This is a genomic window from Candidatus Streptomyces philanthi (assembly GCF_059553635.1).
Window position 1 is genome coordinate 1 of record NZ_JCANQV010000091.1, and the last position, 21145, is coordinate 21145.

20 protein-coding genes and 1 pseudogene are annotated in these 21145 nt (G+C 71.1%); 15 read left to right on the top strand and 6 right to left on the bottom strand.

Annotated features, from left to right (window positions below; genetic code table 11):
- The 6 genes from AC51EU_RS13510 to AC51EU_RS13535 form a co-directional block, all read left to right on the top strand.
- Window positions 1-1232 (top strand): helicase-associated domain-containing protein (locus AC51EU_RS13510; RefSeq protein ID WP_496267126.1); only part of this gene is annotated, 1232 nt, incomplete at its 5' end.
- Window positions 1233-1524: 292 nt separating this feature from the next.
- Entirely contained in the window at window positions 1525-2682 is a 1158-nt protein-coding gene (locus tag AC51EU_RS13515; RefSeq protein ID WP_496267127.1) for a GmrSD restriction endonuclease domain-containing protein, read from the top strand.
- Complete coding sequence (locus tag AC51EU_RS13520; RefSeq protein WP_496267128.1) at window positions 2679-3788, top strand: AAA family ATPase; 1110 nt, start codon at window positions 2679-2681, stop codon at window positions 3786-3788. Before AC51EU_RS13515 ends, AC51EU_RS13520 begins: the two co-directional genes overlap by 4 nt.
- The gene (locus AC51EU_RS13525) at window positions 3769-4761 is read left to right on the top strand and encodes a hypothetical protein (protein WP_496267129.1); all 993 of its coding nucleotides are present in this window, start codon (window positions 3769-3771) and stop codon (window positions 4759-4761) included. The genes AC51EU_RS13520 and AC51EU_RS13525 overlap by 20 nt, the downstream gene beginning before the upstream one ends.
- Window positions 4762-4983: 222 nt before the next feature.
- Window positions 4984-5820, top strand: coding sequence for a restriction endonuclease (locus AC51EU_RS13530; RefSeq protein WP_496267130.1), 837 nt, complete (start codon window positions 4984-4986; stop codon window positions 5818-5820).
- A 91-nt stretch (window positions 5821-5911) separates the two neighbouring features.
- Window positions 5912-7564, top strand: coding sequence for a DNA repair helicase XPB (locus tag AC51EU_RS13535; RefSeq protein ID WP_496267131.1), 1653 nt, complete (start codon window positions 5912-5914; stop codon window positions 7562-7564).
- 42 nt (window positions 7565-7606) lie between these two features.
- Here AC51EU_RS13535 and AC51EU_RS13540 read toward each other — a convergent pair whose 3' ends face one another.
- Complete coding sequence (locus tag AC51EU_RS13540) at window positions 7607-8770, bottom strand: glycosyltransferase 87 family protein (RefSeq protein ID WP_496267132.1); 1164 nt, start codon at window positions 8768-8770, stop codon at window positions 7607-7609.
- 244 nt (window positions 8771-9014) lie between these two features.
- Entirely contained in the window at window positions 9015-9203 is a 189-nt protein-coding gene (locus AC51EU_RS13545) for a hypothetical protein (RefSeq protein ID WP_496267133.1), read from the bottom strand.
- A gap of 354 nt (window positions 9204-9557) precedes the next feature.
- Between AC51EU_RS13545 and AC51EU_RS13550 the strand changes: the two genes are divergently transcribed.
- Window positions 9558-11645, top strand: a complete 2088-nt coding sequence (locus AC51EU_RS13550) for a HelD family protein (protein ID WP_496267134.1) — start codon at window positions 9558-9560, stop codon at window positions 11643-11645.
- Between the two features lie 160 nt (window positions 11646-11805).
- On the opposite strand, the gene AC51EU_RS13555 is transcribed toward AC51EU_RS13550, so the two are convergent.
- Window positions 11806-12528 carry a copper homeostasis protein CutC gene (locus AC51EU_RS13555; RefSeq protein WP_496267135.1) on the bottom strand — a complete coding sequence of 241 codons (723 nt, stop codon included), beginning with the start codon at window positions 12526-12528 and terminating at the stop codon, window positions 11806-11808.
- Between the two features lie 371 nt (window positions 12529-12899).
- On the opposite strand from AC51EU_RS13555, the gene AC51EU_RS13560 reads away from it, so the two are divergent.
- The 5 genes from AC51EU_RS13560 to AC51EU_RS13580 all read left to right on the top strand — a co-directional run bounded on the left by AC51EU_RS13560 (window position 12900) and on the right by AC51EU_RS13580 (window position 17186).
- Window positions 12900-13400, top strand: coding sequence for a hypothetical protein (locus tag AC51EU_RS13560; protein WP_496267136.1), 501 nt, complete (start codon window positions 12900-12902; stop codon window positions 13398-13400).
- Window positions 13397-14137, top strand: a complete 741-nt coding sequence (locus AC51EU_RS13565) for a hypothetical protein (RefSeq protein WP_496267137.1) — start codon at window positions 13397-13399, stop codon at window positions 14135-14137. Before AC51EU_RS13560 ends, AC51EU_RS13565 begins: the two co-directional genes overlap by 4 nt.
- 84 nt (window positions 14138-14221) lie before the next feature.
- On the top strand, window positions 14222-15112 hold the full coding sequence (locus tag AC51EU_RS13570; protein WP_496267138.1) for a transporter substrate-binding domain-containing protein: 891 nt from the start codon (window positions 14222-14224) through the stop codon (window positions 15110-15112).
- Between the two features lie 55 nt (window positions 15113-15167).
- Window positions 15168-15836, top strand: a complete 669-nt coding sequence (locus AC51EU_RS13575) for an HD domain-containing protein (RefSeq protein WP_496267139.1) — start codon at window positions 15168-15170, stop codon at window positions 15834-15836.
- A gap of 126 nt (window positions 15837-15962) precedes the next feature.
- The gene (locus tag AC51EU_RS13580; protein ID WP_496267145.1) at window positions 15963-17186 is read left to right on the top strand and encodes a Cmx/CmrA family chloramphenicol efflux MFS transporter; all 1224 of its coding nucleotides are present in this window, start codon (window positions 15963-15965) and stop codon (window positions 17184-17186) included.
- Between the two features lie 63 nt (window positions 17187-17249).
- Here AC51EU_RS13580 and AC51EU_RS13585 read toward each other — a convergent pair whose 3' ends face one another.
- From AC51EU_RS13585 to AC51EU_RS13595, 3 genes and pseudogenes are all read right to left on the bottom strand, one after another.
- Window positions 17250-17780 (bottom strand): pyridoxamine 5'-phosphate oxidase family protein, encoded by a 531-nt coding sequence (locus tag AC51EU_RS13585; protein ID WP_496267140.1) that lies wholly within the window; start codon window positions 17778-17780, stop codon window positions 17250-17252.
- Window positions 17781-17986: 206 nt separating this feature from the next.
- A pseudogene (locus AC51EU_RS13590) lies at window positions 17987-18253 on the bottom strand (DUF4031 domain-containing protein); the annotation flags it as partial.
- A 4-nt stretch (window positions 18254-18257) separates the two neighbouring features.
- Window positions 18258-18620 (bottom strand): DUF8819 family protein, encoded by a 363-nt coding sequence (locus AC51EU_RS13595; protein ID WP_496267141.1) that lies wholly within the window; start codon window positions 18618-18620, stop codon window positions 18258-18260.
- A 126-nt stretch (window positions 18621-18746) separates the two neighbouring features.
- On the opposite strand from AC51EU_RS13595, the gene AC51EU_RS13600 reads away from it, so the two are divergent.
- From AC51EU_RS13600 to AC51EU_RS13610, 3 genes are all read left to right on the top strand, one after another.
- The gene (locus AC51EU_RS13600) at window positions 18747-19691 is read left to right on the top strand and encodes a MurR/RpiR family transcriptional regulator (protein ID WP_496267142.1); all 945 of its coding nucleotides are present in this window, start codon (window positions 18747-18749) and stop codon (window positions 19689-19691) included.
- Window positions 19692-19746: 55 nt separating this feature from the next.
- Window positions 19747-20694, top strand: a complete 948-nt coding sequence (murQ, locus tag AC51EU_RS13605; protein ID WP_496267143.1) for an N-acetylmuramic acid 6-phosphate etherase — start codon at window positions 19747-19749, stop codon at window positions 20692-20694.
- 133 nt (window positions 20695-20827) lie between these two features.
- On the top strand, window positions 20828-21145 hold a 318-nt coding region (locus AC51EU_RS13610; protein WP_496267144.1), incomplete at its 3' end, for a PTS glucose/sucrose transporter subunit IIB.

The window sequence follows — 21145 nt, forward strand, 5'->3', positions numbered from 1 at the left end:
GTTCCCCGGCCCCGGAGGTCAGGCGGCGTGCGCTCGCCCTGCTCGCCTCCCTCCCCGCGGGCGCCACCGTCGCGGCCGATGTCCTCCTCGACCGGCTGCGCTGGGAGCGTCCGCTGCGGGGCTCCGCCCCGGCCCCCGGCGCCGCCCCGCAGGACGCCCCCGACCTGCGCTCCCTCCTCGCCCGGTGGACGCTCTCGGAAGCCGAGCTGCTGGGCGTGACCGGCCGCGGCGCGCTCTCCGCCCACGGCCGCGCGCTGCTGCCTCACGCTCCGGAAGGCACGGAGTCCGGCCCGGAAGCCGCCGCTGCCGTCCTGGCCCCCCTGCTGCCCGAACCCCTCGACCACGTCCTCCTCCAGGCCGATCTCACCGCCGTCGCGCCGGGCCCGCTGCGCCGCCCGCTCGCCGAGGCGCTGGACACGCTCGCCGACATCGAGTCCAAGGGCGGTGCGACGGTCTACCGCTTCACCCCGGCGTCGGTGCGCCGCGCCCTGGACGCCGGCCGTACCGCCGCGGAACTCAAGGAATTCCTCACCGCCCACTCCCGCACCCCGGTCCCCCAGCCCCTCGCCTATCTCGTCGACGATGTGGCCCGTAAGCACGGCCGGCTACGGATCGGCGCGGCCTCCGCCTACGTACGCTGCGACGACGACGCCCTGCTCACCGAGATCCTGGCCGACCGCCGCGCCGCCGCCCTGCGTCTGCGCCGTCTCGCCCCCACGGTGCTGGCCGCCCAGACCTCCCCCGACCAGCTGCTGGAGGGCCTGCGGGCGCTGGGCCTCGCCCCGGCCGCCGAGTCCGCCGAGGGCGACGTCCTCGTCACCCGCCCCGACTCCTACCGCACCCCGCCCCGTACCGCGCCCGTGCCGGTCCCCGACGGCCCGCCCGCCCCCGACACGGCCCTCCTCGCGGCGGCGGTCCGCGCCATCCGCGCCGGCGACCTCGCCGCGACCGCGGAACGCAAACCCGTCCGCGCCCCCGACCGCGCCCCCGGCGCCCTCCCCCGCACCACCTCCGCCGAGACCCTCGCCACCATGCAGGCCGCCGTCCTCACCCGCTCCGCCGTCTGGATCGGCTACGTCAACGCCGACGGCGCCGCCAGCCAGCGTGTCATCGCCCCCGTACGCGTCGAGGGCGGCTTCGTCACGGCCTACGACCACACCTCCGACGAGGTCCGCACCTACCCCCTCCACCGCATCACGGGCGTCGCGGAACTGGCGGACGACGCGGTCTGAGGGGGCCGCTCCGGACACGCCCGGACGGCCGCGCATGCCCCGCCACCAGCGCCGGAACGCCGTCGCCCGCCCCACCCCCATGCGGCACACTGGACGTTTGGCCGCACCGGTGGTCGGCGGTCAAGGAGTGAAAGGCGGGACGCGGTGAACGGACCTCTCATCGTCCAAGGGATCAAGTCCGGTACACATGCCAGCCCTGCCTCGGAGGGCAGACTGGTCAGGGCACCGGTCGCCCCCACTGCCTCCTCAGAGCCAGAACCGGCCAGGGTGCCCCGCCGATAGGATCACGAGTATGACGACGGCGCATGGGCAGGAAGAACCCGAGGTGGTCGAAGACGTCTTCGATGGCCTGGCAACAGGTGTCGAGGTCGAGGGGGACGGCGGAGCTGACGTGGCGATCGTCAAACCATGGGACCCCGCACTGATCCGAGTCTCCACCAACCAGTTCTCGCTCCGCAATATCCTGGACATGATCGACGAGGGCTCGCTGGAACTGGCCCCCGACTTCCAGCGCGGCAAGGTGTGGAAGATCGAGCAGAAGTCACGTCTCGTCGAGTCGGTACTGCTGCAGATCCCGCTGCCCGCCTTCTATTTCGCCGAGGACAGTTACGGGGCGTTCCGAGTCGTCGACGGACTACAACGACTGTCAACTCTGCACGCCTTTGTACGGGGAAATGGACAGGGCTTCCCCCTCAAGGGACTAGAGTATCTGAACGAGAACGACAAGAAATTCAGCGATCTCCCCGTGCAATGGCAGCGCCGCATTTACAACACCCAGCTCGTGGTAAACGTCATCGACCCGACGACACCGTCGGACGTCATGTACGACATTTTCAAGCGCATCAACACCGGTGGCACTCCGCTCAACGCGCAGGAGATCCGGCACTGCATGAGCCGGGCACGAAGCCGTGACATCCTCAAGACCATGACTTCCATGGACGAATTCAACACAGCGACCAACGGCATGGGCGGCCATATTCGCATGAACGACCGTGAAATGGCGCTCCGCTTCGCCGCCTTCTGGCTGCTCGGCATGGATGCGTACATGGAACGGCCGGCAATGGATTTGTTCCTGGAGCGTGCGACGGAGTTGCTGGACAACCCGAAGGCGCTGCCCGATGCACGCGTGAACGAACTATATGAGGCATTCCGCGCGGCTATGTCCAACGCCCATTTGGTGTTCGGGGAACACACCTTCCGCAAATGGCAGGAAGGCGTGACGTGGCGCAACCCGATCAACCGGGCACTCTTCGAGACCTGGTCGATCGCGCTCGCCGCATACGATCCGGCGGACCTAGAGCGCCGACGGACGGCCATCGTGACGGCTGCCCGGGGCAGGATGACCCGTGACATCCCCTATCTCGACGCCATCACCTCGTCCACCAGCGACCGACGTCGTGTTGAGTATCGTTTCTGGGCAGCGGCCGAGGACGCGAGGGCACACGCGTGATCACCGCACTGGGCATCCACAACTTCAAGTGCTTCTCGGACGCCGAGTTCGATCTGCGCCCGCTGACCGTGCTGACCGGACTCAACGGGTCGGGCAAAAGCACCGTTGTCCAAGCCCTTCTGCTGGCCCGTCAGGCAGCCCAGTCTCCCATCAGCAGGATGATTCAGCTCAATGGACCGTACGGACTGGCTCTGGGCGAGGCTCAGGAACTGCTGCATCCAGCAGCACGGCAGCCCGAGTTCGGAGTACGGCTGCGAACTGACAGAACGGACGCCGACTGGAGCTACCGCTTCGGCATCCCCAGCGAGCGCGCCCTGCACCTCACGGTCGAAACGTCACCCAGCCAGCCCCCGCCCGCCTTGGACCAGCCGGGAAGCGGTTTCACCTATCTCTGCGCGGAACGCCTCGGTCCCCGTGACCTGCTGTCCGTGTCTGCCGAGTCACCCGACGAGCTCGGGGTCGGCGTACGGGGGGAGAACACGGCACAGGTACTGGCACTGCGCCAGGAACGGCTGACCACTCGACGGCTGACCGTCCGCGAACCCCTGCGGCATCCGGACTCCGAAGTGCCGCTTCTGCGCACCCAGGCCGAAGCATGGGCCTCACACATCATCCGCCCCATCCAGATCACAGCACAGTGGGCACCAGGGATCGCCGCGAGCACCATTCGCTTCAGGGAGGCGGGTCCCTACGGCGAAGTGATCCGCCCGGCCAACACCGGCTTCGGCGTCTCCTACGCTCTGCCCATCATCGTCGCTGGGCTGATGACCGAACCCGGCGACATCCTGATCGTGGAGAACCCCGAGGCCCATCTCCATCCCGCCGGGCAGTCCCGACTGGGCCGCTTTCTGACGCAGGTCGCTGGCAGCGGGGCCCAGGTGATCGTGGAAACCCACAGTGACCATGTTCTCAACGGCGCACGACTCGGCATCGTCGAAGAGGGGCCGCTGTCATCGGAAGAGGCGATCGTGCACTACTTCGGCCGGGAGGAAACCGTCCCCATCGAGCTGACCGCACGCGGCGAACTGACCACCTGGCCAAGCGGCTTCTTCGACCAGATCGAGGATGACCTGGGGAGGCTGGCACGTGCCCGACGCCGAAGGTGAACCATACCGGGCCCCGTCGTACCGGGTGATCGTCGACGAGACCAGCTTCGACTTCCGCGAGCTGGAGCCGGGCCGGCTGACCCACTCACTGGACAATTTCAACGACACGCTCGGGGACATCCTCCGCGAACAGCCAGTGGCCGCAGCGGAGTGGTGGCACGAATACCCATGCCTGGACGGTTGCGAGCTTTCCGAGTTTCTCTACGTGCGGGGAGGTCCAGGCGACACGGTCTCTCCGGACGTGCGCCGCCGAACCGCCCTCCTCATGGATCGATGCCTCACGTGGGACACGGACGAGACCGCGGATGTCCCGGATACGGTGCTCTTGGCCGGACAAGTACGAGAGCTTGCCTGGACACTGGGCCACGCACTACAACGCACGCTCGACGGCCACACCATGGCCTGCCTTGTCCTTCGGGCCGACAACTCGGTCACGAGCGGATGGCAACCGATCAGGCTTCCGCCAGGCGATGTCGAGGCCGAGCTGTATTTCTTGCATGCGTCCCGCGAGCTCACCGCCTTCTGGCGTGGGCTGTACGAACGAGAGGATGTTCCCGAGCGTCTCTTCCCCGTGCTGGCGACGGATGCCTTCCCGGGGCTTGTCCTCGCGGACACACTGTCTTTCCGGAAGTTCGACGGCACCTATCGGGAGTTGCGTGGCTGGGTAGCCAAGGTCCTGGCCGTGCTGGACGATCACTTCGCGGATGCATTGGAGCGGCACGCCGGACTGCCCAGTCACGTCCAGGCGGAACTGGGCCGCTTCGGAATCGACCTGTCACCCGAGAGCCCAAACACCCGGGCCAAGGAAAAGGTGATGCGGCAGCGAGATGTGGAGTACAACGGAGAGACTTACCGCTGCGAGTGGCACGCAAAGCAGCACCCGGCACGGAACCGTGTGCACTTCACACTGCCTGAGCAGCGGCTGGGCGGGCGCATTCTCGTCGGAATCTTCGTCAACCACCTGGATACGTGACGGAGAACACCCAGCCCCTGAAAGCCGCGCCGAATGATGCCACGACGGCCGACGTACCTTAGATTAGGCGGGTTCGCATGAGGCTTCAGCGCTATATTGCGCCCTGGCGACGCATGAATCGCTCCTTGAAGTGCGCCGGCCCCCTACCCTCCATATCACCGACGCCTCCTCATGACTGAAACCGAATGATGCCGAGGGCCAACAATCCTGATAGGGGAAAGATTGAAGAACACGGGTGAAACATTCGAAAGTTACATACAGTTCGTCTATCAGGCCCTTCTAGGGGCTCAGGGCAAGAACATCTCCGTCTCCAGAAGGGCAACGGTCTTCGACAACCACGGAAACTCGTACAACATCGACATCTTCTATGAGTTCGACGTGGCTGGGGTCCACCACAGAGTGGCCATCGAATGCAAGGACACTCGCCGTCCCGTTGAGCGCGACGACGCCATTGCCTTTGCCGGCAAAATCAGGGATCTTCCCAGCACCATCGGAATCTTCATCTCCAAGAGCGGATTTCAGCCTGCGGCGAAAAAATACCTCCAGGACCATGGGATCGTGCACTACTCGGGAGGAGACCTCCCGCACCTCGGCAATGTGATCGCCTCCATGATCTCGCCGATCGCGTTGCCAACTGAATCCGCAACGGGGCAACCCTTCTGGACACTTATGCAGCAGAAAGAAGGTGGAACCACAGGGGTCTGGTGCCTGATCCCTGACCCGAACGATCCAGGACACGGGGCAAAGGATAGGAAACGGGAGGAGAACAGCCCCGGCGCCTTCCCGCTGTTCTACTCCCGGCCACATGCTGATTGGTTCCGGACTCATTGCTATCAGGACTCCTCGGACGTTTGCGTACGAGGAGTCGAACAGTCGATGCTCCGTTTCCTCACGCTCATGGCTCATGATGAGGGGCGCAATTTCGCAATCTGTCGGCCTTTCGTGGACGAGAATGGCCATCCAAAGGTCGAATGCCATGGCTGGACCGCCAGAGACCTCGCTCACGAATATTGGGCGAGCGATGTTCCTTCGTCGTTCGACGCTCCTCCTCGGGGCTGAGCCAGAGCCACTGTGCCCGAGCGCCGGGTTCCCCGCTCCCTGGGCATAGGGCACACTAGGGTTTTGAGTTGAGTGAAACGGAGCTCCGCACGTGTATGGTCCGCTCATCGTCCAGAGCGACAAGACGCTGCTCCTGGAGGTGGACCACGAGCTGGCGGACGCGTGCCGGCGTGCCATCGCGCCGTTCGCGGAGCTGGAGCGGGCGCCGGAGCACATCCACACCTACCGGGTGACGCCGCTGGGACTGTGGAACGCGCGGGCCGCCGGGCACGACGCGGAGCAGGTCGTGGACGCGCTGGTGCAGTTCTCGCGCTACCCGGTGCCGCACGCGCTGCTCGTCGACATCGCGGAGACGATGGCCCGCTACGGCCGGCTCACCCTCGTCAAGCACCCGGCGCACGGGCTGGTGCTGACCACCACCGACCGGCCGGTGCTGGAGGAGGTGCTGCGCTCGAAGAAGGTGCAGCCGCTGGTCGGGGCGCGGATCGAGCCGGACAGTGTGATCGTCCACCCCTCGGAGCGCGGGCAGATCAAGCAGACGCTGCTCAAGCTGGGCTGGCCCGCCGAGGACCTGGCCGGTTACGTCGACGGTGAGGCGCACCCGATCGCACTGGAGGAGGACGGCTGGACGCTGCGCCCCTATCAGCGGCAGGCCGTCGAGGGGTTCTGGCACGGCGGCTCCGGTGTCGTCGTGCTGCCCTGCGGTGCGGGCAAGACGCTGGTCGGGGCGGGGGCGATGGCGCAGGCCAAGGCGACCACGCTGATCCTCGTCACCAACACCGTCTCGGCCCGGCAGTGGAAGCACGAGCTGGTGCGGCGGACGACGCTGACCGAGGACGAGATCGGCGAGTACAGCGGGACGCGGAAGGAGATCCGTCCGGTCACCATCGCCACGTACCAGGTGCTGACGACGAAGCGGAAGGGCGTCTACCCGCATCTGGAGCTGTTCGACTCCCGTGACTGGGGCCTGATCGTCTACGACGAGGTGCATCTGCTGCCCGCGCCGGTCTTCAAGTTCACCGCGGATCTCCAGGCGCGGCGGCGGCTGGGGCTGACGGCGACGCTCGTACGGGAGGACGGGCGCGAGTCGGACGTGTTCTCGCTGATCGGGCCGAAGCGGTTCGACGCGCCGTGGAAGGAGATCGAGGCGCAGGGGTACATCGCGCCCGCGGACTGCGTCGAGGTGCGCGTCAACCTCACCGACTCCGAGCGGCTGGCGTACGCGACGGCCGAGGCGGAGGAGAAGTACCGGTTCTGCGCGACGACCGGCAGCAAGCAGCGGATCACCGAGGCGCTGGTGCGGCGGCATCAGGGGCAGCAGACGCTGGTCATCGGGCAGTACATCGACCAGCTCGACGAGTTGGGCGCGCATCTGGACGCCCCGGTGATCAAGGGCGAGACGACCAACGCGCAGCGCGAGAAGCTGTTCGACGCGTTCCGGGAGGGCGAGATCTCCGTCCTCGTCGTCTCGAAGGTCGCGAACTTCTCGATCGACCTGCCGGAGGCGACGGTCGCGATCCAGGTGTCGGGCACCTTCGGCTCGCGGCAGGAGGAGGCGCAGCGGCTGGGCCGGGTGCTGCGCCCGAAGGCGGACGGGCACGAGGCGCGCTTCTACTCGGTCGTCGCCCGCGACACCATCGACCAGGACTTCGCGGCGCACCGCCAGCGGTTCCTGGCCGAGCAGGGCTACGCGTACCGGATCATGGACGCGGACGAGCTGCTGGCGGCGGAGGAGGACGTCTGAGACGGCCGGGGCCGGCGCGGTTCACGGCGCGCCGGCCCCCGTTCAGGCCGCCCCGGCTCCGAGGGCGGTCCGCGTCCTCTCGCGCCGGGTCCACACCAGTAGTGCGGCGATCATCGCCAGGCCGAGGAACGGGTACGGCGAGGTCAGCGGCTGCTGCCACCAGGACAGTTCCATGACGAGGTGGCCGGAGTGGGGGACGATCCACATGCTGCGGGCGGCGAAGAGGACGACGACGGCGCCCAGCAGCGCGCGGCGCCACGGCCTGCGCCGGGTGTGCGCGGCGAGCGCCGCGATCAGGGGGACGCACCACACCCAGTGATGGGACCAGCTGATCGGTGACACCAGGAGCGCGGTGACGGCCGTACAGAGCACGGCCCACAGTTCCGAGCCGCGCCGCAGCCGGACCCGCCGGGCGGCCCAGAGTCCGGCGGCCGCGGTGAGCAGCGCCGCGACCAGCCACACGACACCGGGTTCGCGGGTGTGCAGGACGCGGGCGAGCAGTCCCTGGAGCGACTGGTTGTCGACTATCCAGAGCTTGCCGACGCGGTCCGTCTCGAACATCCGCCGCGTCCAGAAATCGACGCTCGCGTGGGGCAGCACCAGATGGCCGAGGAGCGCCGAGCCGGCGAAGCCCGCCGCGGCGGTGCAGGCCGCCTTCACCCGGCCGGTGACCAGGAGGTACACCGCGAAGAGGGCGGGGGTCAGTTTGACGCCGGCGGCGAGGCCGATGGCGAGGCCCTTGCCCCGGGCGCCGTCGGGGCGGCCGAGGTCCCACAGGACGAGGCAGGTCAGGGCGAGGTTTATCTGCCCGAAGATCAGGGTTTGGAAGACCGGTTCGAGCCAGATGCCTACGGCGGTGGCGGCGAGGATCGCGGGGACGGTACGGGCGGAGCCGCGGAGGCCGGCGGCCTTGCAGGAGAGGTGGACCAGGAGGGCCATCAGCGCCCCGTTGGCGAGGACGCAGACGATCTTGAGAGCGGTCAGCGGTATCCAGGTCGTCGGTATGAAGAGGAGGGCCGCGAAGGGCGGGTAGGTGGCGGGGAGGTTCCACCGCGTCACCGTGAAGCCGTAGAGGTCACCGCCGGTCGCGGCGGCCTCGCCCTCGGCGCGGTAGACCTCGATGTCGGCCATCGGCAGCGGGTGGACCCGGTAGAGGACCCAGAGTCCCGCCAGTGAGAGCGCGCAGAGCGCTCCGGCGAGAAGCATCCGGCGCGGACCAGCGGCGCTCCGCGCCCAGGTCCGCCTCCCTGTCCATGTCCCCTCGGCGGCAGACACCCGTAGCCCCTCCTCGTCGGCCCTGAGCACGTACTCCGCCGTGACGGTAGTCGATCGTCCCTGACGGCCCGTAACGCTTTCCGGTCGCCGGGATGTCCGCAAGGGGGTGTTTTGGGTCCGCTGGGCGGACGACGGTGGCGGCGGTCCTTGTCCGGAGGGGACCGGCGCGGGCCGGTCAGTCCTCGGTGTACGCGCCGAGGACGGCGACGCTGAAGGCCGCGCCGACGAACACCTTGATCGCTCGGAGGGCGTTGCCGACCGGGCCGCGCCGCTCGTCGCGGTGCGCGGCGGAGGTGGTGGCGCCGGTGGCGGGGCGCGGGGTGACGGGGTGGCCGGCTGCGGGGGTGAAGGTTGCGCTGCTCATGTCTCCATGGTGCTTTTCCCCTCGGCGCCGCACATCCGTCCCTGGGGCCATTCGTCCGGGGCCCCGCGTCCGACCTGCGGCACGGCCGGCGTCCGTCCCAGGGCCCATGCGCCCCCTACGGGAGTCGGACACGCGCCCCGGGCCGGGCCCAGGGAAATCCGTTGGCGTCGCGTACGGCCCGTGGCTAGAATCGCGCGTCTTGTCCTGCCTCCCTCCGAGGAGCGCCGCCGTCCGGTCGGAAACCGGACGGCTCATCGCACCACGCCGAACGGCCCCACGCACCGACCGCGGCCCGCCGTGCCCGCCCCTAGCGGCACGTGCCCGCCGCACGTGACATCTCCCGGAGGCAGCACCGTGCCCGCGCACGCCCCCCGTCCGACGTCCGCCACGCCCGCGCACGACCCCCTCGAACGCGAGCGCGCCCATCTCGCCGGCTCCCGTGCCGCGCTGCGCGCCATGCGCGAGGACGCCGAGTCGCTCAACATCGCGGACGTCACCACGAACTGGGTCAACGCCCAGGTCCTCCAGGGCGAGATCGACGCCCGGATCAAGGCACTCGCCGACCTCACCCACACCCCCCTCTTCTTCGGCCGCCTCGACTACCTGCACGCCCCGGGCCTCGATCTCGCCGAGGGCGCCGCGGGCGAGAGTTTCTACATCGGCCGCCGGCACGTCCACGACGCGGACGGCGACCCCATGGTCATCGACTGGCGCGCCCCGGTCTCCCAGCCGTTCTACCGGGCGTCCAAGAAGGACCCGATGGACCTCCGGCTCCGCCGCCGTTTCGGCTACACCGGCGGCGAGCTGACCGCGTACGAGGACGAGCACCTGGCCGACCCGGAGGAGGCGGAGCGGACCAGCAGGCTCCTCCAGTCGGAGATCGAGCGGCCGCGTGTGGGCCCGATGCGGGACATCGTCGCGACGATCCAGCCGGAGCAGGACGCGATCGTGCGCTCCGGGCTGGCCGGCTCGGTCTGCGTCCAGGGGGCGCCGGGCACCGGGAAGACCGCCGTCGGCCTGCACCGCGTCGCCTACCTCCTCTACGCGCACCGGGAGCGCCTGGCCCGCTCCGGCACCCTGGTCATCGGCCCGAACGACTCGTTCCTGCGCTACATCGAGCAGGTGCTGCCGACCCTGGGCGAGCTGGAGGTCAAGCAGTCCACGGTGGACGCCCTCGTCGGTCACGTACCGGTGCGGGGGACGGACGGCGCGGCCGCGGCGACGGTCAAGGGGGACGCGCGGATGGCCGAGGTGCTGCGGCGCGCGCTCCGTTCGCACATCACGATGCCGCAGGAGGCGTGTGTGGTCGTCCGCGGTTCCCGCCGCTGGCGCGTACCGGCCTATGAACTGGAGGAGATCGTCCGCGAGTTGCAGGACCGGGACATCCGCTACGGCGCGGCGCGCGAGGCGCTGCCGCAGCGGATCGCGCACGCCGTGCTGACCCGTATGGAGCAGGCGGGCGAGGCGCCGGACGACCGGGTGCAGGACGCGGTGGCCCGCAACGCGGCGGTGAAGGCCACGGTCAAGGCGGTCTGGCCGCCCGTCGATCCGGCGAAGCTGGTGCTGCGGCTGCTGGGCGACGAGGAGTTCCTGGCCGAGCACGCGGAGGGCGTCCTCACCCCGGAGGAGCAGAAGACGGTCCTGTGGGCGAAGCCGGCCCGGAGCGTGCGCAGTGCCCGCTGGTCGCCCGCGGACGCGGTGCTGATCGACGAGGCGACGGACCTGATCACCCGTACGCCGTCGCTGGGCCATGTGGTGCTGGACGAGGCGCAGGACCTGTCCCCGATGCAGTACCGCGCGGTGGGGCGGCGCTGCACGACGGGTTCGGCGACGATCCTCGGCGACATCGCGCAGGGCACCACGCCCTGGGCGACCGGCACATGGGAGGAGGCGCTGGCCCACCTGGGCAAGCCCGGTGCGACGGTGGAGGAGCTGACGCAGGGCTTCCGCGTGCCGCGGGCCGTCATCGCGTACGCGTCGCGGCTGCTGCCGGCCATCGCGCCGGATCTGACGGAGGCCACCTCCATCCGGGAGTCGGCCGGTGACTTCGCGGTGCGCGCGGTCGCTCCGGAGGAGCTGACCGCCGCCGTACTGACGGCGTGTCACGAGGCGTTGGAGAAGGAGGGGTCGATCGGCCTGATCGCGGCCGAAGCCCGCCTCCCGGAGCTGCGCGCGGCCCTGGAGGCGGACGGTCTGCCCTGCCTGTCCCCGGGTGAGGAGACCTCCGCCGAGAGCCGGCTGACGCTGGTGCCCGCGACGCTCGCCAAGGGCCTGGAGTACGACCATGTGGTCCTCGACGAGCCGTCCGCGATCGTCGACGGGGAGCCGGACGAGCGCACCGGTCTGCGCCGGCTCTATGTCTGCCTGACGCGGCCGGTCTCGGGCCTGACGGTCGTCCATGCGGCGGAGCTGCCGGAGCAGTTGGGTGGGGCGGGGGTGTAGGGCGGGGCCTACGGGCCTGGCGCTGTGAGGCGTGGGACGGGCGGGGCGGACGGGCGGGCGCGGGCGGTAGGGTGCGGGCCCGCCGGGCGGGTGCCGTACGGGCCGCCGGCTCGGTGGCGGACGACCCACCGGCCGCATCAGCCCCGGCCGCCCCTTCCCCTCACCCGTCCAGTGCCTCCCGCCACGCCCGTACGGCCGTCGCGTCCACCGGGGCGGACCAGCCGGCGGGGCGGGCCGCGCCGCCGATGTGGAAGGCGTCGAGGCCGGCGGCGCGCAGGGGCGGCAGATGGTCGAGGGTGAGTCCGCCGCCGACGAGGATGCGCGGGGCGTAGCCGGGTTCGCCGGCCGCCGTGCGGGCCTGTTCGGCGATCAGGGTGGACAATCCTTCGCCGACGCCATGGGGGGAGCCGGCCGTCAGATAGGTGTCGGGGCCGCCGGGGGCGGGGGTGCCGGTGGGCCCGGTGAGGTCCGCGAGTTCCTTGCGCAGCGCGTCCCGGTCGGCGGCGTGGTCGAGGGCCCGGTGGAACGTCCAGCGGCAACCGTCGATCACCTCGGCCAGGGCCCGTACGGCAGTGAGGTCGGGGCGTCCGTCGGGGGCGAGGAAGCCCAGGACGAACTCGTCGGCGCCCTCCGCGCGCAGCGCCGCCGCCTGGGCGCACAGGGCGTCCACGTCGCCGGCCGCGAAGCCGTCGGCGGCCCGCAGCATCACCCGGAGCGGGAGGGCGACGGCGGCCCGGATCGCGGCGAAGACGTCCCGGGGCGGGGTGAGCCCGTCGGCCGCCATGTCGGTGACCAGCTCCAGGCGGTCGGCCCCGCCGGCCTCGGCGGCGACCGCGTCCTCCGGGCCGAGCGCGATCACCTCCAGGAGTGCGCGCTTGCTCATGTGACCCCATTCCTTCGATGACGGTGCCACGCGGCATACGACGCGTAGCGGGTCGAACGCGCCATGTGCCGTCGTGACGGGACAGAACAATAGGTCTAGTCCAATGTCCAGCGTAAGGGGTGCCGTACACCGCGTCGCCGCGGCACCACGGGACACGGCCGGAATGCGTGCCGTATGGCCCGAATTCCCGATCCACCGGTCCCGCACCGGGTTCACGCCCCGCCCCCTCCCGTCCGCCTGATCTCATCACCGAATCCCCGCAAACCCCCCGTGCGAGGGAGTGTGAATCAGCCGTAGCGTGGGTAACACGCCATCCCGGTACGGGAGTTGCGGCATGGACGCCCACTCCCCCTGAGTGTTGGGAGAGCCGGATGTCCGACCTGGCCACCGTGTCCGCAGAAATCGCCCCCTATCTGGCTCTGGCCGCCAACAGCCTGGGCACCACCGTGATCACCACCGCGCAGGAGAGGCTCGCCGAGCACGCGGTCGACGCCGGGGAGGGCTTCTTCCGCCGCCTGCTGCGCCGCGGCACCACCACCGCCGACCCCGAGCCGCCCGCGCTGTCCGGAGACGACGGCACGTCCCGGCCCCTCCTCCTGGACACCCGCCGCGCCGACGCCCTCGACGCGCTGCTCGCCCGTCTCGACGACCGGGAGCGGCGGCTGCTCACCGACGCGGTGGCCGAGTGGCTCGCCTCCTCACCAGGACCGCACAACGCCGCACACCTGGTGGAGCACGTCGCCCGCCTCGCCTCCGCCCCCCGGACCGTGATCAACAAGCCGACGGCGACCGGCCCGGACTCCCTCGCGGCCGTCGAGATCCACGGCACCGTCAACATGGGGGGCGGCCACCGCACACGGGAGGACGCGTGACCCGCCCCAAGGACGGCGCGCCCCGCGTCGGCCGCGACGTCCACAACAGCCCCACGACACACGGCGATCACTCGATCGCGGCCAGCATCATCAAGAACGTCGTCATCAAGTGGGCCCTGCACCCCAGTGCCCGCTGGCTGCCCCTGCTGCTGTGCTGCGCCGGGCTGATCGTCACCCAGGCGGGGCAGCCACGGGGACCCCTGGGCGACTACACCCCCTGGACCCTGCTGGTGGTCCTCTCCCTCGTCACGGCGGCCGCCCGTGTCCTCGTCCGCAGCGACCGCAACCCCGGGCTGCTCGGCGTCCTGTCCCTGGTCTCCCTCCTGGCCACCGTCGGCGGCTGGCTGGCGTTCCAGTACATCACCGCCCACGCCGACGTCGATGTGACCGGGCAGGTACGGCCGGAGGGGCGGCAACCGCTCGGTGAAGGCCGTACCACGCTCGTCCTCCGCCTCGACGAGCCCGCCCTCCGGGAGGCACGCGACGCACTGCGGGTGACCCTCGCCATCGAGGACCACGACCCCGCGGCGCCGACCTGCGTACCCGACTCCTCGGCGCTCGTCTCCCTCGTCACCTCGGGTGTTCCCGCGCAGCAGCAGACGGTCCGGCCGGGCCAGGCCGCCGACTTCGACCTCGGCGCGCGGGCCGGCAGCGTACGCGTCCAGGTGGTGCTGCGGACCGCGCGCGGCTGCCTGCTGAACGTCAGCGCCACGTCCGTGGTGCTCCACGACACCTGACGGGCCGGGGGCAGGGCGCCGGCCGCCGCGCCGTGTGCCGCCCGCCCCGGTACCGCCCACCACGCACACGAAACGGGGATGTACATGAGGACACGTCTGCTCCACCGCACCACACGGCACCACCGCTCCTCCACAGCGCTCCTGGCCCTCGTGGCACTGCTCGCCACGACCGCGACGGCCTGCGGCGAGGAGGCGTCTCCATCGCTGTTCGCGAAGGGCCATGTCTCGGTCGGCGTGAAGAACGACCAGCCCGGCACCGGGGTGGTGCACAACTACACGTTCTCCGGTTTCGACATCACGGTCGCCCGGCACGTCCTGGCCTCCGTCGGCGTGGAACCCGACCTCGGCATCGTGCCGTCCCAGGACCGCAGCACCGTCCTCACCCACGGCCAGAAGGACCTGGTCGTCGCGACCTTCTCGATCACCGCCGACCGGATGCGGGAACTGGACTTCGCCGGCCCGTACGCGTCGACGTACCAGGGCATCCTGGTCCGCAAGAACGACAACCGGATACGTAAGCCCGCCGACGTCGCCGGGAAGCGCGTCTGCACCTGGCCCGGCACGACCTCCGTGACCGCCCTGCGCAAGCCGGCCTACGACCGGTGGGACGTCTACGAGGCCCCGGACGCCTCCACCTGCATCAAGGACCTCAAGGACAAACTGGCGGACGCGGTCTCCACCGACCAGATGATCCTCTACGGGTTCACCCAGGAGAACCCCACCCTCAAGGTCGTCCCCCGCATCACCTTCGGCCCCCTCAACCTCTACGGCATCGCCATGAACAAGGGGCACCGCGCCGACTGCGAGCGGCTGCGCGACGCCGTACGGAAGTACGTCACCCACTCCAGCTGGAGCGAGGACTTCGCGGTGGCCCTGCCCTCCATCACCCGGGCCGACCCCAAGTGGGAGTCCGACTTCAAGCCCCGCCCGGAGAACATCGACGCACTGTCCTGCCAGGACCGCCCGGCCACCTGACGCCCTACGGGGGCGGCCCCGGCGTCCGGCCGGCCGCCCCGGGCACAATGGCGGCATGACCACCGAGTCCCCCGCCGCCCCCGGCGCCCCGGAACTGCGCCGCCGCTGGGCCGCCACCGTGGCCGCGGCGCGCGGCGCCGAGGGCGCCCTCCCCGACCCCGGCCCCTACGCGGACAACCTCCTCTCCCGCTGGTCGGAACCGCAGCGCCGCTACCACACCGTGGCGCATCTCACCGCCGTCCTGGAACGCGTCGACGAACTCGCCGACCACGCCGACGACCTGAGCGTCGTCCAACTGGCGGCCTGGTTCCACGACGCCGTCTACCGCCCCGACCGCTCCGAGAACGAGGAGCGCAGCGCAGCCCTCGCCGAACGCGCGCTGCCCGAACTCGGCGTCGGCGCGGCCCGTACCGCCGAGGTCGCCCGCCTGGTGCGGCTCACCGAGACACACGCGCCGGGGCCCGACGACCCCGACGGCGAGGTGCTGTGTGACGCGGATCTCGCCGTGCTCGCCGGGTCCCCGGACGCCTACGCCGCCTACGCCGCCGCGGTCCGCGAGGAGTACGCGTTCGTGCCGGACGCCGACTACCGCGCCGGCCGCTCCGCCGTGCTGCGCCGGCTCCTGGAGCTGCCCCGGCTGTTCCACACCCCGCTCGGCCGCGACCGGTGGGAGCACCAGGCCCGCCGGAACCTCACCACCGAACTGGGGTTGCTGGGCGGCTGAGCGGACGGCCCGGAGCCGGGAATGCCCTGTCGGGCGGCGCTGTTGCCTCCTGACATGTCTGCACCATCCGCTCCGTCCTCCCCGCCCGCTTCCCCGGACGCCTCCGACGCCTCACCACGCGCCCGTATGCCCGTCGCGGTGTACGTCCTGGGCCTGTCGGTCTTCGCCCTGGGCACCTCCGAGTTCATGCTGTCCGGCATCCTGCAACCGCTCGCGCGGGACATGGGTGTCTCCATCCCGCAGGCCGGACTGCTGGTCTCCGCCTTCGCCATCGGAATGGTGGTCGGCGCGCCCGTACTGGCGGCGGCGACGCTCCGGCTGCCGCGCCGTACGACGCTGATCGCGCTGCTCGCCGTCTTCGGACTGGGCCAGGTGGCGGGCGCGGTGGCGCCGTCGTACGGGGTGCTGTTCGTGTCCCGGGTGGTCAGCGCGCTGGCGTGCGCCGGGTTCTGGGCGGTGGGGGCGGCGGTCGCCGTCTCGCTGGTCCCGGTGACCGCGCGGGCCCGCGCGATGGCCGTCATGGTCGGCGGGCTGAGCATCGCGAACATCGCGGGTGTTCCCGCCGGTGCCCTGCTCGGCCAGCACGCGGGCTGGCGCTCGGCGTTCTGGGCGGTCGCCGCGCTGTCCGCGATCGGGCTGGTCGGCGTGATCGCACTGGTGCCGCGGACGAATGTGCCCACGGGTGACGAGCAGCCACGGCTGCGTCGCGAACTGACCATCTACCGGGACAAGCAGGTGTGGCTGGCGCTGATCGCCACGGCGCTGAACGGCGCGGCGGTCTTCGCCCTCTTCTCCTACCTCTCCCCGCTGCTCACCGACACCGCCGGGCTCGCGGAGAGCTGGGTGCCCACGGTGCTGGCACTGTTCGGCGCCGGCGCGCTGATCGGTACGTTCATCGGCGGCCGCATCGCCGACGCCCATCTGTTCGGCACGATCTTCCTCGGCATCTCCTCCTCCACCGTCGTCCTGGCGGCCCTGGCCCTCCTGGCCCACCACCCGGTCGCCGCCGTCGGTCTCTCGCTGATGCTCGGCGTCACCTCGTTCACCACGGCCCCCGCGCTCAACGCCCGGATGTTCAACGTCGCCAACGCCGCTCCCACCCTGGCCGGCGCCACGACCACGGCCGCCTTCAACATCGGCAACACGCTCGGCCCGTGGCTGGGCGGGCTGGTCATCTCCGCGGGCTGGGGCTACCCGGCGGCGGCGTGGACGGGCTCGCTCCTCGCGGCGGTCGCCGTCGTGACCACGGCCGTCGCCTTCCGGCTCCACCGCACGGCACAGCGCAGCCGGGTGATCGCCTCGTCGGCGACCGCCCCGGCCTGGGAGCCGAAGCGCGCGAAAGCGGGATGAGGCCGGCCGCCGCGCGCTGAGTCCAGGCGCGACGGGGTGGGGTGGGAGGCGGATGGCCCGCCCTCACTCCCCCTCGCCGAACCTCCACCGGGTCTGGTTGTAGTCCTCGCCCCGGGCGAAGCCGAAGGCCGTGACGGGGGCGACGCGGTAGACCACCGCACGGCCGCCGGGCCCCCGGAAGGCGCCGTCGTGGACCTCGAAGCGCCACTCGTCGCCGTACTTGGTCACATAGGCGTCGGCCAGCCGGTGCAGTACGGCCTCGTCGCGGACCGGCGCCGCGTCCCCTTCGACGACGACGTCGAAGCCCGCGTGGAGATCGTTGCCGCCCGCTGTGGCCGTCGTCAGGACGCAGTGGGCGTTGCGCGCGAGGTTCTTGGCCTTGCGCTCGGAGGGGCCGGTGCAGAAGTACAGCGCGTCGTCCATCCAGACGGCGAGCAGTGGAGTGACGTGCGGACGGCCCTGTGGCCTGACCGTGGCGAGCCAGAAGATCTCGGCCTCGCTCATCCCGCCGACCGCCACCGACCAGGGGAGGGCGGTGGCGCCCGCGCTGCTGTAGCGCGCGTCGATGCTGGTGGACGGTTCGCCGGCTGGCATGACTGACCCCTTTCCTGGCACGGCGCTCACCGCCGCCGGGCCCGCGTGGTGGGCGGCGGTCCGCGCCCTCCCTGCGGCGGCGGACCAGGGCCATCGTGCGGCCCTTTGCCGCCGTTCAGGGACGGCGACGCGCCGTCGCCCCCCCAGGGCTCACCCGGCACGGGCCGGCCCGGTATCGGCTCACCGGGTGGCCGCAGGACGGCGGGCGGCGGGGCCGCCCGGTGCTTGGGCCGGCGCAGCCCGGCATCCGTCAGCCGTCGCACCAGTTCCTTGCAGCCGATCTCCACTGCCCCGGACCGCACGGCGTCGTCGTACCGCTCGGCCGGTAGGTCGTAGTGGTCCCGTTCGAACGCCTTCCGGGGGACGCCGAGGCCCGCCGCGAAGCGGTGCAGTTCCTCGAACGACACATCGCTGACCAGGTGGGACCAGAGAAGGCCGTGTCCGGGCCATACGGGCGGGTCGATGAAGATCACCGTCTCACCCCTCCGGCGAGGCGCCGAGCGCACCGACGCGGGCCACCGCGACCGCCGTCTTGGGGCAGACCCAGTGCGGGTCCGGCCCCAGCTCCGGCTCCACGTCGAGCGCGTGCGGATCGCCCGACTCCGTGCACACGGGGCACAGCGGCCAGCGGCCGTAGCGGTCCAGCAGGGCGTCCTGCACGTCCTGCGCTATCAGTCCGGCGACGAACTCGGCCCCCTCGGGCCACTGCTCCACCCACCATCGTCGTTGGACGACCGCGTCCTCGACGAGAGAGACGATGTCGGCGTCGGCGACGTCCCCGGCCATCAGATCGGCGAGGACGAGCGCGCGAGCGGCATGCAATGCCTGTTCCAGCTCCATGCCGCCCATTGTCACGCGGACCACCGACCGCACCCCGAGTTATCCACAGCCGTTCGCGTCGCGGAGTTGTCCACAGGCCGCGGCGAGGGATTGACGGCGTTCGGCGGATGAAATTATTTTTCATGCGTGACCAGCAGCCTGAAGGAAAGTTTCAAGGATGTGGCCGCCGCGACCCGCGCGGCCCAGGACCCGCCCGCCCCCGCGGCACTGGCGGCCAAGGTCCGCACGCTCGGCCCGTCGATGACCCGCTCCATGCAGCGGGTCGCCGAGGCCGTGGCGGGCGACCCGGCCGGCTGCGCCGCCCTGACCGTCACCGGCCTCGCGGAACGCACGGGCACGAGCGAGGCCACCGTCGTCCGCACCGCCCGCCTGCTGGGCTACCCCGGCTACCGCGATCTGCGGCTCGCCCTGGCCGCCCTCGCCGCGCAGCAGGCCGCGGGCGGCGCCCCCGCCGTCACCGCGGACATAGCGGTCGACGACTCCCTCACCGATGTCGTCGCCAAGCTGGCACAGGAGGAACGCCAGTGCCTGGCCGACACCGCGGCCGGGCTGGACGTCACCCAGCTCGAAGCGGCCGTCGGCGCCCTGTGCGCGGCCCGCCGGATCGATGTGTACGGCATCGGCGCCTCCCATCTCGTCGGCCAGGACCTCGCACAGAAGCTGCTCCGCATCGGCCTGATAGCGCACGCCCACGCCGATCCCCATCTCGCGGTGACCAACGCCGTGCAGCTGCGGGCCGGTGACGTCGCCGTGGCGATCACCCACTCCGGGCGGACGACCGATGTCATAGAGCCGCTGCGCGTCGCCTTCGACCACGGCGCGACGACCATCGCGATCACCGGCCGCCCCGACAGCGAGGTCGCCGCCTGCGCCGACCACGTACTGACCACGTCCAACGCCCGCGAGAGCGAGTTGCGCCCGGCCGCGATGTCGTCCCGGACGAGCCAGCTCCTCGTCGTGGACTGCCTGTTCATAGGAGTCGCCCAGCGCACCTACGACACCGCCGCCACCGCCCTGTCCGCCTCCTACGAGGCCCTGGCCCACCGCCACGCCCCGCGTTCCGGCCGCTGACCCTGTCCGTCCCGCACACGATCCGCCCGTACGCACCGGAAAGAGCCGCCACGCCATGACCTCCCCCACCGACTCCACCGGCCCCGCACCGCTGCGGGCCGAGTTGGAGACCCTCACCACCGAGGCGTTCCGCCCCGAGCTGGCCGACATCGACCGGCGCTCCACGCTGGAGATCGCCCGCACGATGAACGAGGGGGACGCCACCGTCCCCGCCGCCGTCGCAGCCCAGCTCCCGCGGATCGCCACCGCCATCGACGCCATCGCCGCGCGCATGGCCGACGGCGGCCGGCTGATCTACGCCGGCGCCGGGACGGCCGGCCGGCTCGGGGTGCTGGACGCCAGCGAGTGCCCCCCGACCTTCAACACCGACCCCTCCGAGGTGGTCGGGCTGATCGCGGGCGGCCCCTCCGCGATGGTCACGGCGGTGGAGGGCGCCGAGGACAGCGCCGCGCTCGCCGCCGAGGACCTGACGACGCTCGGCCTCACCGACCGGGACACCGTCGTCGGCATCTCCGCCTCGGGCCGCACGCCCTACGCGGTGGGCGCCGTCGCACACGCCCGCTCGGTCGGGGCGCTGACCGTCGGCCTGTCGTGCAACGCGGGATCGGCGCTGGCCGCGGCCGCCGAGCACGGCATCGAGGTCGTCGTCGGCCCGGAGCTGCTGACCGGCTCCACCCGTCTGAAGGCCGGTACGGCCCAGAAGCTCGTCCTCAACATGCTCTCGACGATCACCATGATCCGGCTGGGCAAGACGTACGGGAATCTGATGGTCGACGTCCGCGCCTCCAACGAGAAGCTGCACGCCCGCTCACGGCGGATCGTCGCCCTCGCCACCGGCGCCTCGGAACCGGAGATAGAGGCCGCCCTCGCGGCCACCGGCGGCGAGGTGAAGAACGCCGTCCTCACCCTGCTCGGCGGGGTCGACGGACCGACCGCCGCCCGTCTCCTGGATGCCTCGCGCGGCCATCTGCGCGACGCCCTCCAGGCCGCCCGGAAGGACTGACGCGTATGCGCCGGCCACCCGCCCCCGCCCGATTACGGACCGTCCCCCACCAGCCGTTACGGACCGTCCCGCCCCAGCGCCCCGCAGAACGACCTGCCCTTCCCGACATTGTCCGCACAGCAAGGCACCGCACATGTCCGAAGACAAGAACCGCGCCATCGCCGCCGCGCTCCTCCCCCTCGTCGGCGGCGCCGGGAACATCACCTCCGTCGCCCACTGCATGACCCGTCTCCGCCTCGGCGTCCGGGACCGCTCCCAGGTCCAGGACGACGCCCTCAAGGCGCTGCCCGCGGTCATGGGCGTGGTGGAGGACGACACGTACCAGATCGTTCTGGGCCCGGGGGCGGTCGCCCGGGTCACTCCCGAGTTCGAGCGGCTGGTGGCCGAGGAACGGGCGTCCGCGCCGGAGCCCGCCACAACGCCCGCCGCCTCGGCATCTGAGGCCCCGGCC

Bases quoted from the DNA above. Each gene is read 5' to 3' on its own strand.
- AC51EU_RS13555 (WP_496267135.1), bottom strand. From the start codon at position 12,528: ATGAGCAAGCGCGCACTCCTGGAGGTGATCGCGCTCGGCCCGGAGGAC.
- AC51EU_RS13570 (WP_496267138.1), top strand. From the start codon at position 14,222: ATGAGGACACGTCTGCTCCACCGCACCACACGGCACCACCGCTCCTCC.
- AC51EU_RS13560 (WP_496267136.1), top strand. From the start codon at position 12,900: ATGTCCGACCTGGCCACCGTGTCCGCAGAAATCGCCCCCTATCTGGCT.
- murQ (WP_496267143.1), top strand. From the start codon at position 19,747: ATGACCTCCCCCACCGACTCCACCGGCCCCGCACCGCTGCGGGCCGAG.
- AC51EU_RS13540 (WP_496267132.1), bottom strand. From the start codon at position 8,770: ATGCTTCTCGCCGGAGCGCTCTGCGCGCTCTCACTGGCGGGACTCTGG.
- AC51EU_RS13575 (WP_496267139.1), top strand. From the start codon at position 15,168: ATGACCACCGAGTCCCCCGCCGCCCCCGGCGCCCCGGAACTGCGCCGC.
- AC51EU_RS13545 (WP_496267133.1), bottom strand. From the start codon at position 9,203: ATGAGCAGCGCAACCTTCACCCCCGCAGCCGGCCACCCCGTCACCCCG.
- AC51EU_RS13580 (WP_496267145.1), top strand. From the start codon at position 15,963: ATGCCCGTCGCGGTGTACGTCCTGGGCCTGTCGGTCTTCGCCCTGGGC.
- AC51EU_RS13595 (WP_496267141.1), bottom strand. From the start codon at position 18,620: ATGGAGCTGGAACAGGCATTGCATGCCGCTCGCGCGCTCGTCCTCGCC.
- AC51EU_RS13585 (WP_496267140.1), bottom strand. From the start codon at position 17,780: ATGCCAGCCGGCGAACCGTCCACCAGCATCGACGCGCGCTACAGCAGC.
- AC51EU_RS13515 (WP_496267127.1), top strand. From the start codon at position 1,525: ATGACGACGGCGCATGGGCAGGAAGAACCCGAGGTGGTCGAAGACGTC.